The following is a 15,916-nucleotide window of genomic DNA, read 5'->3' on the forward strand; positions in this document are numbered from 1 at the left end:
AATGCCAGCGTGGCACCCGTGTTCACGGTCACGTTGCCGGCCAGGCTGCCGCTGGTGCCCCCATTGCCGATCTGCAGCGTGCCCTGGTCGACCGTCCATGGCGTCGTGACCGTACCGGTGCCGATCAACGCCCAAGTGCTGGTGCCGGTCTTAACGAAGTTGTCGAAGAAGCGGTATTGGGCGGTGTCGCCGATGGCCGAAACGTCGAAGACCGCGTTGGTCGCACCGCCCAGGCGGAAGGTGTCGTTGCTGCCTGTTCCGGCGACGACGTTGCCGACGATGTTCGAACCGGCCTGCAACTCGAGTGTGGAGCGGCCGGCCCCCGAGGCGAACTCGATCGCATTGGCATAGCCGGTCCCGGCGCGGATGATGCCAGCGTTGATCACGGTAAGGTTACCAGTGGCCTGAGTGACCCCGATGGCGGCGTTACCGACGCCGGCTTCGAGCAGCCCTGAATTCTCGATCGTCAACGAACCACCACCTGTGGCAGTGACGGCGCGACCACCGCGCGCACTCCCATCCAGGGCGGAGCCGCCGCGAATTGTGCCCTGGTTGACCAGGCTACCGTTGATGGTGTTGGTGACCGTAACACCCGCGCCGCCTGTACCACCGAAGCTGTCCCCGCCCGCGATGAGGCCGGTGGCCGAGTTGACAAGGGTGGCACCGGTCGACAACGACACGCCAGCGGCGCCGTTCGCGACGGTGGTGCCGGTCGCACTACCACCCTTCACGGAGCCGTTGTTGACGAGGTCCGTGTTGATCAGCACCGAAATGCCAGTTGCTCCAGCTCCGCCAGCCGTGGTCGTATTGCCACCGGTCACAGTGCCATTGTTGATCGCCAGCCCACCGCCGGTGAGCAGCATGGCATTTGTCGGAGTCGCACCCGAGGTGCCGGCAAACGTCCCAACGAACGTGAACGGTTGCGTTGCCGACGTGTTGAAGTTCCCAAGCGAATCCGTTTTGGTCAGCACAAAACCGTTCGTATCGATCGTGATGGGCTTCGTGGGTGTCGCCGTTCCCCATATGCCAGCGGGGAGTGTGACGTCCGCACTCAGGCGGATGATGGCACTGCTATCCGGATCCGCATTGGCGGCCGTGATGGCATTTTGTAGTTCGGTCAGACTGGAGACGAAATACTCGCCGGCCGACGCGCCCAGCGGAAACAGCAGTGCGACGGCGACGGTGATGGAGGACGCTTTCGGCGCGCGCGGGAGCGCCTGCCGAATTCCACGACAAAAATGGGTTTTCATTGAACTGCCCCGTTCAGACTAAATGTATTTTTTTAGGTACAAAGTGCTGCGGGCCAGATGGTAGATCAGACAAGAATGTTAGGTAAGCGCTACAGATAACGTGCTGTGGTGACGGGGCGACGTCACAAATTTCCCCGTTGCGGATAGGGGCAAGAACGTATTAGAGAGAACGCTCTAAATGTAACAATGGCGACTACGTCTTGAAAGCCGAACCAGGGCTGCCTCAGATTTCCCCGAACTGCCGCCATCGTGTCGCAGCATCGCACCGGACAATGTTGCAAACTCGTTGGTGCTGTAAGCAAGTGCTGTTGGGCTGGGATCTGTGCTGATCCCCACCGCTCGCTAAGGCTCGACCGGCATGTCGAACAGCGGCAGATCAGAATTGGTGAGGGTCGGAAAAGTGCCGGCGGTCGGTCTTAGCGAAGTCACCGACCGATGTGGATATCTCGCAATTCAGCAAGCCCCTGTTCCCGGCTGACCGCTGGGTTGTACGCCAGCTCGCGGCAAGCCTTGGCGATATCCACGGTCACGGTGACGGCCGAGGGCGCCAGCGCCTGCAGCGTGACAGGCGGGCACCAACGCCCGCCTGTCACGCCCGCGATGCGCTCGCCGATGGCGGCAATCGCGTAGACCAGCCATCGTGGGACCTTCTTGTCCGGCACCCGTCTGCCCTGGCTCTCAAGCATCGCGCTGAGGAAGGTCCGAAACTCGATGGCATCGGCATCCGCGATGAAGTAGATCTCTCCGGGAGCACCTGCAATCAATGCGCGTTCGATGCCGTGGACCAAGTTGGCGATATGCGTCGAGGATGTCATGTAGTGACCGCCGTCAATCCAGGCGAACTTGCCGGTATCAACGGCCGCCAGCAGTTGAGGCAACGCCGTCGTGTCGTCACGCCCCCAGACAAAACGAGGACGAATCACGCACACTCCGACTCCCTTGTCGACCGCAGCCAACGCAATGCGTTCCGCTTCCGCCTTGGTCGCTGAATACCCGCCTGCTGGCCGGTCCGGATAGCGGGTGCGCTCGTTCGCATTGGATAACGGGCGTCCGTCCAGCAGGACCGACTCGGTGCTTAGATGGATCGCACGGTGGATGCCAGCGTGCGCGGCCGCGGCAAACACACAGCGTGTGCCATCGACATTCGTACGGCGCTGCGCCTCGGATGCCGGCCCATGATTAGTATCCGCCGCGCCATGGATCAGGGCCTGGCAACCTGCCATACCGGCCGCCAGCTGTTGTTGCGAGAACAGGTCACCCTCGAATGGCACGGCTCCGTTAGACGCCACGACGCGACGGGCCGCGTCGGTGCGAACGAGTGCGACGACCTCCACCCCGAGTGCCGTGAAGTGCCGGATCAGGTTGCGACCCACATAGCCACTGCCACCCGTGAGAAACAGGCGAACAGGGAGCGGGGAAGGCGACGCGGAAGCAAAATTCTGCATTTGAAGATAGTGGAAAGTCGCCGCCGCCGCGGGGACATCACCAGATGCGACTCGCGACTGCAGTTGACTGAGGGCGCTTCAGCCAAGACGCTTTGCTTCAGCCGTGACGGATGGAGTGGCTGTCGCAACCGGCTGATCGACGAGTCCCGCGATGTCGCGGAGCAGACGGTCGCGTTCCTTTTTCGGGAAGGTGTAAAAGTCCAGACTCTCGAGCAACTTCAGTCCCTCGAGGGCCAAGTAGGCCAGCAGGGCGCTGCGCGGTTGCACGGCATCGCGCTGCAGAGCAGCGATCACCTCCGCCTGGTTGGACTGCATTGACTGACGCAGGACTGCATCCTGAGCCAGGGCAGCGCACAGGCTCAACGCCACCGCCCGCTGCTGAGGCGGGAGGGGCTGGGCCGCCGCCGCGATGCGGCCCCGGATCACGCTCGCATCGACATCCCCCAACGCCTCCGCCGCCGAACGGTTGAACGCGTTATCGCGCGCTACCGCCCGGTGTACCAAAGCGTCGATCAAGGCCTGCTTCGTCTTGTGATCATAGACCACGCTGGCCTTGCTCACGCCGGCTTCCGCAGCCACGGAATCCAGGGTCAGCTTCGCAGCGCCGTCGCGCGCGACGACTGCTTCCGCCGCATCTAGCAGCAGATCCTGATCAATGACACGTGTGCGGCCCATTCCATTAATTTATTTCCGAACAGTCGGATATTAATTAAGCGAGGGCGGATCCGTCAAGTGATATGCGCTTCCGGTCTATTCGACGATCAGCGGGGAGGTATGGTCCGGCGGCACTTCGTCGGCCCGGTCGGGGTCATTGCGGACGAGCGAAAAGTCCAGCCCATCCGCAATGCCGCGATATCCGGTGCCTTGAGACATCCCGCTCATCGCCAGCGTCTGTTGCGGTTCGCCCCGAGCATCAGGCTAGCGTCGAACATGCTGCTCGTGGCTGGCGAGCGCCGCACCGGGTGGCTGCGCAAATCGACCTGCAAGCAGCGAAGCCACGCGCATCCGGTTTGCCGGATCACCCGTCACAACGACCAGTCCACGATCCACTGCCTGCTGCCAGGAGATCCGTCCTTCCAGCAGGCCTCGGAGCACCTGCTCCCCCGTGACCACTACCACGTCCCCCTCGGCAGGGCCCGCATCGTGGTCGGCATGAACGTCAGCCTTGCGTTGCCCGACCGGGAGATATCGCGTCCAAAGCCGTGTTTCGACAAGCAGCATGGAGGTGGGCGGCAGCTTTGATTTGACCGACGTCAGACGCTGCTCCAGCATGTGGGCCGCATCGTCCGCTCGCAATCGGGCTTCCATGCCTGTCAAATTTTCCGAAGGCGGCAGCGCGCCTCCCGAGAGCGCGTCGTTCATCGCAAAGGCGACGCCGATCGACGCGGGATGGGCGGCCCCAACTTCGTCGCCGAGGACAAAGTCGGACCCACATGCCGCTCCGAGGCTCGGGGCCAGGGCCAGCGCGCCCGCTACGAGCACGCCGGCTAGCGCAGTCGATTTGGTTTTCATGGCGTCACGATGTTGAACCAGAACGGGAAGGAATCCAGCAGACCGAGAAACTCGCCAAGTGCTTCACGGCGGCCCTCCACCTTCATGTCGCCCTTTGCGATGGCGTTCTCGATCGTGGTTTCCTTGAGCTGGATGGAATCGAGAGTCGCCTTGGACAAGGTGATTTTGGCGTCTGCCTGCGGCAACGGCTTACCGTAGTTCAGGACGGCATTCTCGACCGCCAGGCCATATTGTTTCTTGAGATCGGTGAAATCGAGGTTCAGGGCGATCTTCTTGCCCGCAGCCTTCGGGCCATTCAGACGCACCGAGAGGTAGTCGAACAGCATTTCAGGCGGCATGGCCTTGATCGTATCCGGACTCGCCACATCGGTGCCACCTGCCTTTGGCACGCCATTGCGCAACTCGTAAGCGCCCATCAGGTACACGGAGCGCCACGGACCGCTTTCCGCCTGATAGCCGAGCTGCTCGAGGGAATCGGCGAGCAAGTCCTTGCCCGCCTTGCTATTCGGATTAGCGAACACCACCTGCTTGAGCGCCTCCGCGGTCCAGCGATAGTCGCCCTTGTCGAAATCCGCCTTGGCACGCTTCAGGATGGCCGCTTCGCCGCCCATGTACTCCACGTACTTCTTCGCGGCCATTTCGGGTGGCAGGTTGTTCAGGTCCGATGGATTGCCGTCATACCAACCCATGTACCGCTGATACACCGCTCGCGAATTGTGGCGCAGCGTGCCGTAGTAACCCCGGTTCGGCCAAAACTTGTCGAGCTCGGGCGGCAGCTTGATCATTTCCGAGATCTCTTCGCCCGTGTAGCCCTTGTTCATCAAGTTAACCGATTGGTCGTGGGTGTACTTGTAAAGATCGCGCTGCTTCTTCCAATAGTCGATGATCTTGGCATTGCCCCACATCGGCCAATGGTGAGCCTGAAACTTGAAATCGACGTCCTTGCCGTACGTATCGATGGTTTCGTTAAGGTAGCTGGACCACTTCAGGGCGTCGCGTACCTGCGCTCCGCGCAGTGTCAGGATGTTGTGCATCGTGTTGGTCGTGTTCTCGGCCATCCACATGCCCTTGAACTGCGGAAAGTACGTATTCATCTCGGCTGGCGCTTCGGTGCCAGGTGTCATCTGGAACACCATTTTCACGCCATCCACGGTGACCTCGGTCCCAGTCTTGCTGATGATGTCCGTGGGAACGATCAGCCCCGCCGTACCCGTGGAGACCGTTTGTCCCAGGCCGCCATTCACTCCGCCACGATCGTTCCGCGGCAGGAGCGCACCATACATGTACACGGCACGACGACCCATGGCGTTGCCGGCAATGACGTTCTCGCTAATCGCATGCTCGGTAAAACCCTCTGGCGCGAAGATCTTGACCTTGCCCGATTTCACATCGGCCTCATTCACTACGCCCCGTACGCCACCGTAATGATCGATGTGTGAATGGCTATATACGACAGCCACCACAGGTTTCGAACCAAGATGCTGCGTCACAAAGTCGTAGGCGGCCTTCGCCGTCTCTTCCGAGATAAGCGGGTCGAGAACAATCCAGCCTGTGTTGCCCTGCACAAATGTCACGTTGGACAGATCGAACCCGCGTACCTGGTAAATGCGATCCGACACTTTGAACAGGCCGTTCTGCATGACTAATTGCGCGTTTCGCCACAGGCTCGGATTTACTGTGTCGGGGGCCGGCTTGTCGATGCTAATGTATTGTTTGTATGCCTCGAGATCCCAGACAACGTCGCCTTTGGCGTTGCGTATCGTCAGCTTGTCCGGCTTCGCAACCAGACCGCGCTGCGCGTCTTCGAAATCCGCCTTGTCATTGAATGGCAGTTCGTTCAGGACAGCAGCGTTTGCCGCCCTTGTGGCCGCCGTTGCTGGCTTGCCTCCTATCGGCTGCGCTTGCGCCCAACCCAATGATGTCCACGCCATGGCAAGCGCGCCAGTCAAGACGAGTACGGCCTTCATTGCTATCCCCTAAGAAGTCCCTCCAAGTGAACGGATGGTCACCGAACATCTGACATGGCAGAAGTGAATCTTTTCTTGTCCGTCTAAAGAGTTTTTTGGAATTGCACAGTTGCCTCGAGCGCCCGCAAGCGCTGACCAGGTTGGACCGACGGCACAGACCACCCACAGAGCGACCGGCCTGACGCTACGGGCATAGGCCACTTATTCAGCCCTCATCGGCGCGGGCCTTGCTCACGTTTCTTACGTAATGTCATCACCGATCGCCGCAATGTTGCGTCTCGCTCTGAAATGCATGCCGTGTCCGAGATACGGAATCTCGATCGGCCCACAGGCTCTGCGCCGGGCCGGCATGCGCACGCCTACACGAGAGCCAAATGCCGGCGTGCTTCCTCTCGCACCAACTGCAACGCGTGGGCCTTGATACGCCCATACTCGCTTTCGATTGCAAGCGTCTCGGTCTCGCGTCGTCCAGCAAACGGGACGTGAATCGCCTCCCGGATGCGCCCCGGCCGCGCAGACATGACGAGAATGCGCGTGCCGAGCAGGATCGCCTCGTCCACATCGTGTGTGACAAACACCACTGTTGTGCGTAGGCGCTGCCATGTTTCCAGCAGCAGCTCCTGCATCAGGGACCGTGTCTGTGCGTCCAGTGCCCCGAACGGTTCGTCCATCAATAGCACTTCCGGACGCATGATCCACGCCCGAGCCAGCGCCACGCGCTGCTTCATGCCACCAGACAGTTCCCAGGGACTCGCGTCATGATGGCGCTGCAGCCCCATCTGTAGAAGCAGTTCCGTCGCGCGCGGGCGCCAATCCGCCTCCGGCAATCCCAGCATGCGCGGCCCAAACGTCACATTATCGAAGACAGACAGCCATGGGTACAACAGCGGCTGCTGGAATACCATGCCCCGCGATGGGGACGGTCCGGTCACGGGGCGCCCCTGGCTCAGAATGCGGCCATACTGGGGCATCTCGAAGCCAGCGATCAGGTTCAGGATCGTCGATTTTCCGCAGCCCGAAGGGCCCAGCAGGACAACGAATTCACCGCGCTCCACTTGCAAGCTCACATCCTGCAATACCGGGAGCTGCGCCGTTCGCGACGATTCGAAAGCGAACGTCACGCGTTCAAGAACAATGTCTGCCATATCAAGTCTTACCCGTCCACGGCACGATGGCGCGTTGCAATGCCACCAGCGCCACGTCCAGGGCGTATCCAATCAATCCAAGAATGACGATGCCGATCATCACGACATCGGTACGCAGGTAAGACCCGGCGTTGATGATCATCCAGCCCACACCGGAGGTGGATGCCACCAGCTCTGCCGCCACCAGTGCCGTCCAGCCAATGCCTACCGACAGCCGGATCGTGGTGAACAAATCGGCCGCGCAATGGGGAAACACCACACGCCAGAAGATCTGCCACGGGCCAAGGCCCAGTGTTTGCGCCACGCGTACATAGCCCTGCGGCACCCCCTGCACGGCAGCGGCGGCGCCGACCAACACATTCAGAAACGTGGCAATGAAAATCAGGAAGAACTTTGACGCCTCGTCGATGCCAAGCCAGACGATCGTCAGCGGAATCAGTGCGATCTTGGGTAGCGGGCGCAGAAACTGCACAAATGGATTCAGCGCTGCGTTTAGCCCACTATGCTGCCCCATCGCCAGCCCGAGCGGCACACCAATCCCCACAGCCACCACAAACGCCGACAATGCGCGTGCCAGACTGATGCCGATATGGAGCGCCAGTGGAATCTGTCCATATCCGTTTTGCCACAGGTCAGCCAGCGTCCCGAGCAATTCGCTCGGTGGTGGAAGGAACAGCGTATCGACCCAGCCCGATCCACCCGCAATCTGCCAGAGCCCCAGGACGGCAATCACCGCCAGGGCGCTGACCGCGCCCTGACGCGTACGTCGCGAGGCCACGACTACTTCGCCGCCTTCAGTTGTTCGGCCAGCTTCAGATAGCGGGGGTTGATTGACGTCGAGAACGACGCCGGAATATCGGTGCGACGAATCTGGTCAATACTGCCAAGGAACTCGGCCGTCTTGCGCACGGCGCCAGCCAACACAGTCTGATCAGTGTTGCCGCCATCGCCAAACCATTGGGGCTTCAGTTGCTCTTCAATCGACGGATAGTTGTTGCCGTTGATCGACTCCTTGACCGCCGCCGGCGTGGCGCCGAGCTCCTTGGCGATGGCTTCGGCGACCGCATCGGGATTGCGCCGATAGTTGGTTACCTGCTGCTCCAGCACCAGCAGCAGTTTGGCCACCAGCTCTGGGTGCTTTTCGCCGAACGCCTTGGTCACCGAAATGCCGTTGAAGATCAGATAGCCGTCCTTCTTCAGATCCTTTGTGAAGAACACCGGCTGCCCGCCATTGGCTTCCAGCGTGGAATTGAATGGCGCCCAGACGTAGCCGGCATCGATATCGCCGCGTCGCCATGCGGCCACCAGTTCATCGGGCTTAAGCGGCACGAACCGGATCTTCGAGCGATCGATCTTGTTGAGTTGGATAGCAGTGTCCAACGCATATTGCGCCGTGGAATTGGGCGGGTAGCCTACCGTGTGGCCGGCCAGGTCCTGGAGCGACTGGATGTTCTTGCCCTTGCGCGCGACCAGGCGCTCATAAGTGGCGATATCCGCAGAAATGCCCGCCAGCTCGATCGGTAGCTTGCGGACGATGGCCGAAACGGTCGGACTCGACCCGAAGTTGGCAATGTCCACGCTATTGCTTGCGAACAGGTTGAGTACATCCGCGCCGGTGCCGAACTGCACCCACTTGACCGGCACACCAAGCGCTTTTTCCAGCGATCCATCGACCTTGGCGTTGACGATAAGCTGTGCCCCGCCACTGTAGGCGATACGCACTTCCTTTGGTAGCGGCTCCGCCGCGTTGCTAATAGACATAGCCAGAGCCAGACTTGAAACCAGAAGTACTCGTAGGGATTTATGCATCGCGGTGGAAGGGTTCCATAGACAGGACGGTCATGCTAGGCGAGAACGCCTCCGATACAAACGACCGATAACAGATATGGAAAAACCACCCTGGCGTATATGCAAGACGGTGCCCGCCGACTTCCCCCTTAGAACGCTCCATGCATAAGCCTATGCGAAATCCGCAGTTCCCTCGGGGCCCGGGTGTGGCCGACAATCGTTCGCTTGCCCTCGCCACACCGCGCCGCAAGCGCGCCCGCATTCAGCATGACCCGCCAGATTCGCCTCAATGCCTTCACCATGAACTGCGTCGTCCATCTTGCCCCAGGCCAATGGACGAATCCCGAGGACCGGTCAGCAGATTACCTGCATACGCATCACTGGGTCGCCCTTGCGCAACTGCTGGAGGCAGGAAAGTTCGACGCGCTCTTCCTTGGCGACATCACCGGCATCTACGATGTGGCTGGCGGCGCGCCCGATGCGGCGCTGCGCACGGCGGCGCAGACTCCCATGAACGATCCTGCGCCGTTGATCCCGCTGATGGCGCACGCCACCCGGCATCTTGGGTTCGGCGTCACGCTGTCGGTATCGTACGAACATCCGTATCTGCTTGCCCGGCGACTGACCACGCTTGATCATCTGAGCCAGGGCCGCGTGGCGTGGAACATCGTCACGTCGTACCTCGACAGCGGCGCGAAGAGCCTTGGCCAGGACGGCCTGCGCACGCATGATGCCCGCTACGATCGTGCCGACGCGTATCTCGATATCTGCTATCGGCTTTGGGAAGGCGCGTGGGAAGACGGCGCCGTGGTACGCAATCGCGAGACCGGCGTCTATGCGGATCCGGCACGCGTGCATCGCACGACCTATCAGTATGACGACCTGCGGATCGACGGCGTGTTCCAGTGCGAACCGTCGCCGCAACGCACGCCACTGCTATTCCAAGCGGGCGGCTCGGATCGTGGTTCACGATTTGCGGCGCGCCACGCGGAGTGCATCTTCGTCGGCGCGCCCACACGCGAAGGGCTGCGCCGCACCGTTGCCAAGCTGCGCGACGCCTTACGCGCCGAAGGGCGAGCCCCCGACAGCGTCCTGATCTTCGCAATGTTTACCGCCATCGTGGACGACACGACGGAGAAAGCACGCGCGCGTCACGCCGCTTATCGGCAACGCGTGAGCTACGAAGGCGCGCTGGCCCTGCTGTCCGGCTGGACCGGCATCGACCTGAGCCGCTACGCGCCCGACGACACGCTCAACTATGTAGACACCAATGCGGGGCAATCCGCGCTAGCGTCGTTCAGCAAACTCGACCCGAACAAGACCTGGACCGTGCGCGATGCCGTGGAGTTCGTCGGTATCGGCGGCCGCGGTGGCCTGGCCGTTGGCGATGCACAGCAGGTAGCCGACGAGCTTCAGGCCTGGATGGCGGACACCGGCATCGATGGCTTCAACCTGGCCGCCGTCGAAATGCCGCGCACGTTCGAGGACATCGTGACGCATCTTGTGCCCGAACTACAGCGCCGCGGCGTCTACAAGACCGCCTACGCGGACGGCACGCTGCGCGAGAAGCTTTTCCGCGCGGGCCCGACGCTGCGCGAGCCGCATGTCGGTACCTCGTTCCGTCGCACGTCACCCGTTTCGGTCGATGCCCCCGCCCTCACAAAATAACCGTCTTACCGGAGTTACCATGCCTCGCGTCAGCGAAATCTCTCCCGATACCTTCGATCCGGCGCGCCGCGCGCTGTTCGACGCATTCACTGGAAACGGCGCCCATTTCGCCGATCAGTTCTCGGTGCTGGCCCATGTGGGCCCCGCCGTCGATCATCTTCCGCAGTTGCTACTGGAACTGAAAGCGCGCAATAGCGTGCCCTATCGCTACATCGAGATGGCCATCGTGGTCGTTTCCCTGCTCAATGACTGCGAGTACTGCGTCGCCAATCACGCACCACGCCTGGCCGTGGAAGGCATCAGCGAAGCGGGCGCGCGCAGGCTGCTCGACTACGCCGATCACCCTGAACTGTCGGACATCGACAAGCTTGTCGTCGAATACGCGATCGTTGTCACGCAGCAGCCGCAACGCATCCGCGATCACGTGTTCACGCGGCTGCGCGCACATTTCAGCGAAGCGCAGATCGTTGAGCTGACACTGCGCATCTCGCTGTGCGGCTTCTTCAATCGCTTCAATCAGGCACTGCAGATCGGCGAAGACGCCACCGCGGTACACCCGGCCTGACGTCCCTCTTTCTCCATTTCGTCCGTCTTCACTCGCATGTCTGACATCTCGTCGATTCAACGCCGCGCCTGGCTGCGCGCAGCCGGCGCCGGCGTGGCCGCCCTGGCCCTGCCCACCCTTTCCCTCGCACAGGACAATGGTCCGATCCGCATTGGCATCCTCGCGCCGCTGAGCGGAGGTGGCGGTGCCTATGGCGCCGGCATGGCCAACGCCGCGCGCAAGGCCGCCGATTACATCAACAGCCAGGCCGGTGGGCTTCTGGGCGGGCGCAAGATTGAGATCCTGGTCGAGGACGACGAAAGCAATCCAACGGCGGGCGTCGCTGCCGCGCGTAAGCTGCTGGACGTCTCGAAGGTGAGCGCGATCGTCGGCGTGTGGAGCAGTGCAGTGGCGATGGCCGTCAAGCCGCTCACGATCGAGCGCGGCGTGCCGTTATTCGTGACCGGGTCGGGCGACGAAGTTACCCAAGGTGACAACAAGGGCCTGGTGTGGCGATTCCAGGCGCGCGGCAGCGATTGGGGCGCGGTGTTCGCGCGGGCCGCTGCGAAGGACGGCGCACGCAAGGCATCGCTGCTGGTACTGCAGACGCCGTTCACGCTGAGCATGGTCGATCCGTTCGTCAACACGTTCAAGAAATCGGGTGGCCAGATCCTGGACGTCGTGTATTACAACCCGAACCAGCCTTCCTACCGCGCCGACGTGGAGAAGGTGTTCGCGCGCAAGCCCGATGCGGTGTTCATTCCCAGCTATCTGCCCGACCTGTCGGCGATTTCACGCGAGGTGTATCGCAGCGGCTTCAGTGATACGCGTCTCTACGCCAACTCGTCGGCCGCCGACGCCGAAGGCGCGTTCATCAAGAACGTGGGCAAGCAGGTGGCCGAGGGTATCCACCACATCCAGTCGATCCCGCCCGCCTCGTCCACGGCGTACAAGACCTTCACGCGGGAAGCCGGGATTCCGCCAGGCACGCTCGCCATCTTCCCGTCGAATGTGTGGGACGAAATCTCGGTGCTGGCACTGGCCATCGAACGCGCCGGCAGCGCCGACCCGAAGGTGTTCGCGAAATCGATCCTCCCCGTGGTCAATGGGCCGGGCAAGGCGGTGGAGAACCCGGTGGACGGCCTGAAGGCGATTCGTGCCAAACAGGCCATCGCCTACAGTGGTGCAGGTTCGCAGTTCCAGTTCACGCCGACCGGCGATCAATTGAATCGCGAGTACGGGCACTTCGTGATCCGCGACGGCGCCAACCAACTGGTGGACGTCCTCAAGTAATGCGCCGTCATGCCACCCTGTCAGCCGCGTCGCTGAACATTGCGTTCGGCGGCTTGCGCGCGCTGGACAATGCCACGCTCACCCTGCAGCCCGGGCGCATCACCGGCATCATCGGGCCCAACGGCGCGGGAAAGTCGACGCTGTTCAACGTGCTTGCCGGTGTGCTGCGGCCTGACTCGGGGCGCGTCACGCTCGGCGATGTCGATATCACGGCGCTGCCAGTACATCGCCGCGCCCGCCGCGGGGTGGCGCGCACCTTCCAGCTCGCGCGCGAACTCGATAGCCTGACGGTGCTCGAAAACCTGCTGCTGGCCACGCCAGCGCACCCCGGCGAGCGCTTCTGGAACGTGCTATTCGCGCGTCGGCGCGTGCGGGCGGCCGAACGGCAGGCCATCGATCGCGCACGGACGTTGCTCGAACGCGCGCGGCTCCTGCCGCTGGCCAACCAGCCAGCCGGCGGCCTATCGGGCGGCCAGAAGAAGCTGCTGGAGTTGTGCCGCGCGCTGATGACCGATCCGTCGATCGTCCTGCTGGACGAGCCAGCGGCGGGCGTCAATCCGGTGCTGGTGGAGTCGCTGGGGCGTTTCATTTCGGATCTGCGCGACGAGGGCATGACCTTTGCGCTGGTCGAGCACAACATGGACATGGTCGCCGCGCTGAGCGATCACGTCTACGTCTTCGCGCAGGGCGCCGTTCTGACCGAAGGCAGCTTCGCCGACGTGACAGCCGACACGCGCGTGCGCGCCGCATACCTCGGGGACATCGCATGACCCAGGCCCTGCAACTGGACGGGATCAGCGCAGGCTACCACGGCAAGCGCATCATTCATGACGTCTCGCTGCACATACCGGCAGGGAGCGCCGTCACCGTGATCGGCCCCAATGGTTCCGGCAAATCGACCCTGCTGAAAGCGGTCGTTGGCCTGCTGCCGCTGGCATCGGGCACGCTGACGCTGGGCGCGCGCCAGATCGGTCCGCTCGACGCGCCCGCACGCACACGCCTGGGGATCGGCTATGTGCCGCAGGAACACAATGTCTTTCCGAACCTAAGCGTACTGGACAACCTCAGGCTCGGCTGGGAAGGCGTGCAACGCGACCGGCGAGATGGAGACCGGAGCAAGGGTCCATCGCAACGCTCGCATCTTGACGCCGTGCTGGCGCTGTTTCCGGAGATCGCCACGCGGCTTCGTACGCCGGCCGGCCTGCTGAGCGGCGGTCAACGCCAGATGGCGGCCATGGCCGCCGCGCTGATGCAACAACCCTCGGTGCTCGTTCTCGATGAACCCTCCGCGGGACTTTCACCGCGCAACGCCGCGCTGCTGTTCGAACGCATCGCCGATGTACGCCGTACCGGCGTGACCTTGTTGATGATCGAGCAGAATGTGCGGCTGGGACTCACGGTCGCCGATCACGGTGTGGTGCTCGTCAACGGTCAGGTACGAAGGCAGCGTCCGGCACAGGCCCTACTGAACGACGACGATCTGCCGCGCCTGTTCTTCGGCCACGCTCCCGACGCAGACGCTGCCGTTGCCTCATCCGACACGCCCAATACGACCGTTCCCGCATGATCCAGACTTTATTCAACGGCGTGGTCACGGGACTGCTGGTCGCCCTGCCCGCGCTGGCGCTCGCCCTGACGTTCAGTGTGCTTCGCTTTGCCAACTTCGCCATCGGGGCCATGCTGACCGCCGGCGCCTACATCGTCTACGCGTTCAATGCCGGCCTTGGCTGGCCATTGCTGCCGTCGGCGCTGGCTGGCACCGTGCTCGGCGGCCTGCTTGCCGTGCTGGTCGACGCCGTCGTGTACCGCCGACTACGCGATCGCTCCGGCGTGACGCTCCTCGTCGCCAGCATGGGGGTGGCATTCGTGCTCGAGAATGCCGTGCGCTTCATCGCAGGCAACGCTGCCGTCGGTTACGAGATCGATCCCGCGCGGCCGCTGCGTGTGGCCGGGCTGCGCATCAACCATGAACAGTTGCTCATCGCGGCAGTGAGCCTGGCGGCGTTGGTGGCGATCTGGGCACTGTTGCAGCGGACATCGCTGGGTCGTGCCATGCGCGCCGTGGCGGACAACCCGTCGCTGGCCGCCGCCCGTGGCATCGTCGGCAATCGCGTGATCGGCATCACGTGGTTCATCGCGGGCGCATTGGCGACGGCCGCCGGCACGCTGATCGGGCTCGATGCCACGCTGGACCCGCAGATGGGCTGGAACTATGTGATCCAGGTCTTTGCCGCGGCCATCCTTGGGGGTATCGCGCATCCGATGGCTGCCGTGTTTGGCGCGCTGGCGCTGGGCGTGATTGCCGAACTGTCCACCCTGATTCTCCCGCCTCACTACCGCCCGCTCGTCGCGTTCGCCGTGCTCACCGCGCTGTTGCTGGTGCGGCCCTGGGGCGTTTTTGGCACGGCCCGCATCGCAAAATGACAACTTACCTGATCTCCATCCTTGTGCTTGTGTCGATCGCCGGCATCGCCGCGCTGTCGCTCAATCTGCAATGGGGCCTGACCGGCATGGTCAACTTTGGCCTGTTCGGGTTCTATATGCTGGCGGCCTACGTGTACGCGCAACTGGCCGCGACGGGCGCATCGCCGTGGCTCGCGCTGACCGGCGCGATTGCCATCAGTGGCATCGCCAGCGCGCTGACCAGCCTGATCTCGCTGCGGCTGGCCGACGACTACCTCGCGATCGTGACGCTGGCGTTTGCGGAGTGTCTTCGACTGATCGCGATCCACGAAGACTGGCTCACACGTGGCAGCCTGGGCATTGCCAACATCGCGCGCCCCGTGGCCAGTGACGGCAACTTCCTGCTGCTGGCGCTGGCGGCATTGCTGCTCTGCTTTCTGCTGCTGGAAACAATTGCCCGCTCGCCGCTGGGACGCGCCGCGCGCGCCCTGCGAGACGATCCACTCGTGGCGGCCACGCTCGGCAAGGATGTACTGTGGCTGCGCGTGCGCCTGTTCGGCATCGGCGGCGCAGTCACCGGCATAGCCGGCGCGCTACATGCTGCCTACTACCAGTACATCGACCCCACCCAGTTCGGCCCCATCATCACCGCCTATGCGTTCATGGGCGTCATCATCGGCGGCCGCGGCAGCAATCGTGGCGTACTTCTGAGCGCGTTTACCGTGATCCTGTTGCTCGAAGGCACGCGCTTCCTGAACGACCAGGTCGGCTGGATGACGCCCGCGCAACTGGCGGCGCTGCGACTGATGTTGATCGGGATTGGGCTTATCGCAGCCCTGATAGTGAGGCCCGCTGGATTGCTGCCGGAGCACCGACTGAAGGTGTAACGCACGAGACCGTG

Annotated in this window: 15 protein-coding genes and 1 pseudogene; 7 read left to right on the forward strand and 9 right to left on the reverse strand. The window is 62.7% G+C overall.

Annotated features, from left to right (window positions below):
* The 9 genes and pseudogenes from CYJ10_RS16845 to CYJ10_RS16880 all read right to left on the reverse strand — a co-directional run.
* Positions 1-1,250 (reverse strand): annotated as a pseudogene (locus CYJ10_RS16845) (hypothetical protein); the annotation flags it as partial.
* A gap of 425 nt (positions 1,251-1,675) precedes the next feature.
* Positions 1,676-2,695 (reverse strand): NAD-dependent epimerase/dehydratase family protein, encoded by a 1,020-nt coding sequence (locus CYJ10_RS16850; protein ID WP_101682625.1) that lies wholly within the window; start codon positions 2,693-2,695, stop codon positions 1,676-1,678.
* A gap of 78 nt (positions 2,696-2,773) precedes the next feature.
* Positions 2,774-3,370: a TetR/AcrR family transcriptional regulator gene (locus CYJ10_RS16855; protein ID WP_101682626.1), complete on the reverse strand. Its 597-nt coding sequence runs from the start codon at positions 3,368-3,370 to the stop codon at positions 2,774-2,776.
* 75 nt (positions 3,371-3,445) lie between these two features.
* Entirely contained in the window at positions 3,446-3,568 is a 123-nt protein-coding gene (locus CYJ10_RS34795; RefSeq protein ID WP_257993375.1) for a hypothetical protein, read from the reverse strand.
* A 45-nt stretch (positions 3,569-3,613) separates the two neighbouring features.
* Entirely contained in the window at positions 3,614-4,207 is a 594-nt protein-coding gene (locus tag CYJ10_RS16860; RefSeq protein ID WP_101682627.1) for a hypothetical protein, read from the reverse strand.
* The gene (locus CYJ10_RS16865; protein ID WP_101682628.1) at positions 4,204-6,174 is read right to left on the reverse strand and encodes an alkyl/aryl-sulfatase; all 1,971 of its coding nucleotides are present in this window, start codon (positions 6,172-6,174) and stop codon (positions 4,204-4,206) included. Before CYJ10_RS16865 ends, CYJ10_RS16860 begins: the two co-directional genes overlap by 4 nt.
* Positions 6,175-6,533: 359 nt before the next feature.
* A complete protein-coding gene (locus tag CYJ10_RS16870) occupies positions 6,534-7,319 on the reverse strand; it encodes an ABC transporter ATP-binding protein (RefSeq protein ID WP_101682629.1) in 786 nt (261 codons plus the stop codon).
* A 1-nt stretch (position 7,320) separates the two neighbouring features.
* The gene (locus CYJ10_RS16875) at positions 7,321-8,097 is read right to left on the reverse strand and encodes an ABC transporter permease (protein WP_219621474.1); all 777 of its coding nucleotides are present in this window, start codon (positions 8,095-8,097) and stop codon (positions 7,321-7,323) included.
* A gap of 2 nt (positions 8,098-8,099) precedes the next feature.
* Positions 8,100-9,128, reverse strand: coding sequence for a taurine ABC transporter substrate-binding protein (locus tag CYJ10_RS16880; RefSeq protein ID WP_101682630.1), 1,029 nt, complete (start codon positions 9,126-9,128; stop codon positions 8,100-8,102).
* A gap of 246 nt (positions 9,129-9,374) precedes the next feature.
* Here CYJ10_RS16880 and CYJ10_RS16885 point away from each other — a divergent pair, with 246 nt between their 5' ends.
* Genes CYJ10_RS16885 through CYJ10_RS16915 form a run of 7 tightly spaced genes read left to right on the forward strand, consistent with a single transcriptional unit; the run spans position 9,375 to position 15,902 of the window.
* Positions 9,375-10,775, forward strand: a complete 1,401-nt coding sequence (locus tag CYJ10_RS16885; RefSeq protein WP_101682631.1) for an LLM class flavin-dependent oxidoreductase — start codon at positions 9,375-9,377, stop codon at positions 10,773-10,775.
* A gap of 19 nt (positions 10,776-10,794) precedes the next feature.
* Entirely contained in the window at positions 10,795-11,340 is a 546-nt protein-coding gene (locus CYJ10_RS16890) for a carboxymuconolactone decarboxylase family protein (RefSeq protein WP_101682632.1), read from the forward strand.
* A 36-nt stretch (positions 11,341-11,376) separates the two neighbouring features.
* Positions 11,377-12,612, forward strand: coding sequence for an ABC transporter substrate-binding protein (locus CYJ10_RS16895; protein WP_101682633.1), 1,236 nt, complete (start codon positions 11,377-11,379; stop codon positions 12,610-12,612).
* Positions 12,612-13,382, forward strand: coding sequence for an ABC transporter ATP-binding protein (locus tag CYJ10_RS16900; protein WP_101682634.1), 771 nt, complete (start codon positions 12,612-12,614; stop codon positions 13,380-13,382). The genes CYJ10_RS16895 and CYJ10_RS16900 overlap by 1 nt, the downstream gene beginning before the upstream one ends.
* Positions 13,379-14,179 carry an ABC transporter ATP-binding protein gene (locus tag CYJ10_RS16905; protein ID WP_101682635.1) on the forward strand — a complete coding sequence of 267 codons (801 nt, stop codon included), beginning with the start codon at positions 13,379-13,381 and terminating at the stop codon, positions 14,177-14,179. The genes CYJ10_RS16900 and CYJ10_RS16905 overlap by 4 nt, the downstream gene beginning before the upstream one ends.
* On the forward strand, positions 14,176-15,036 hold the full coding sequence (locus CYJ10_RS16910) for a branched-chain amino acid ABC transporter permease (RefSeq protein ID WP_101682636.1): 861 nt from the start codon (positions 14,176-14,178) through the stop codon (positions 15,034-15,036). The genes CYJ10_RS16905 and CYJ10_RS16910 overlap by 4 nt, the downstream gene beginning before the upstream one ends.
* Positions 15,033-15,902: a branched-chain amino acid ABC transporter permease gene (locus CYJ10_RS16915; protein WP_101682637.1), complete on the forward strand. Its 870-nt coding sequence runs from the start codon at positions 15,033-15,035 to the stop codon at positions 15,900-15,902. The genes CYJ10_RS16910 and CYJ10_RS16915 overlap by 4 nt, the downstream gene beginning before the upstream one ends.
* Positions 15,903-15,916 lie beyond the last annotated feature (14 nt).

The organism is Cupriavidus pauculus, assembly GCF_002858765.1.
In the GTDB taxonomy this organism is placed as follows: domain Bacteria; phylum Pseudomonadota; class Gammaproteobacteria; order Burkholderiales; family Burkholderiaceae; genus Cupriavidus; species Cupriavidus pauculus_B.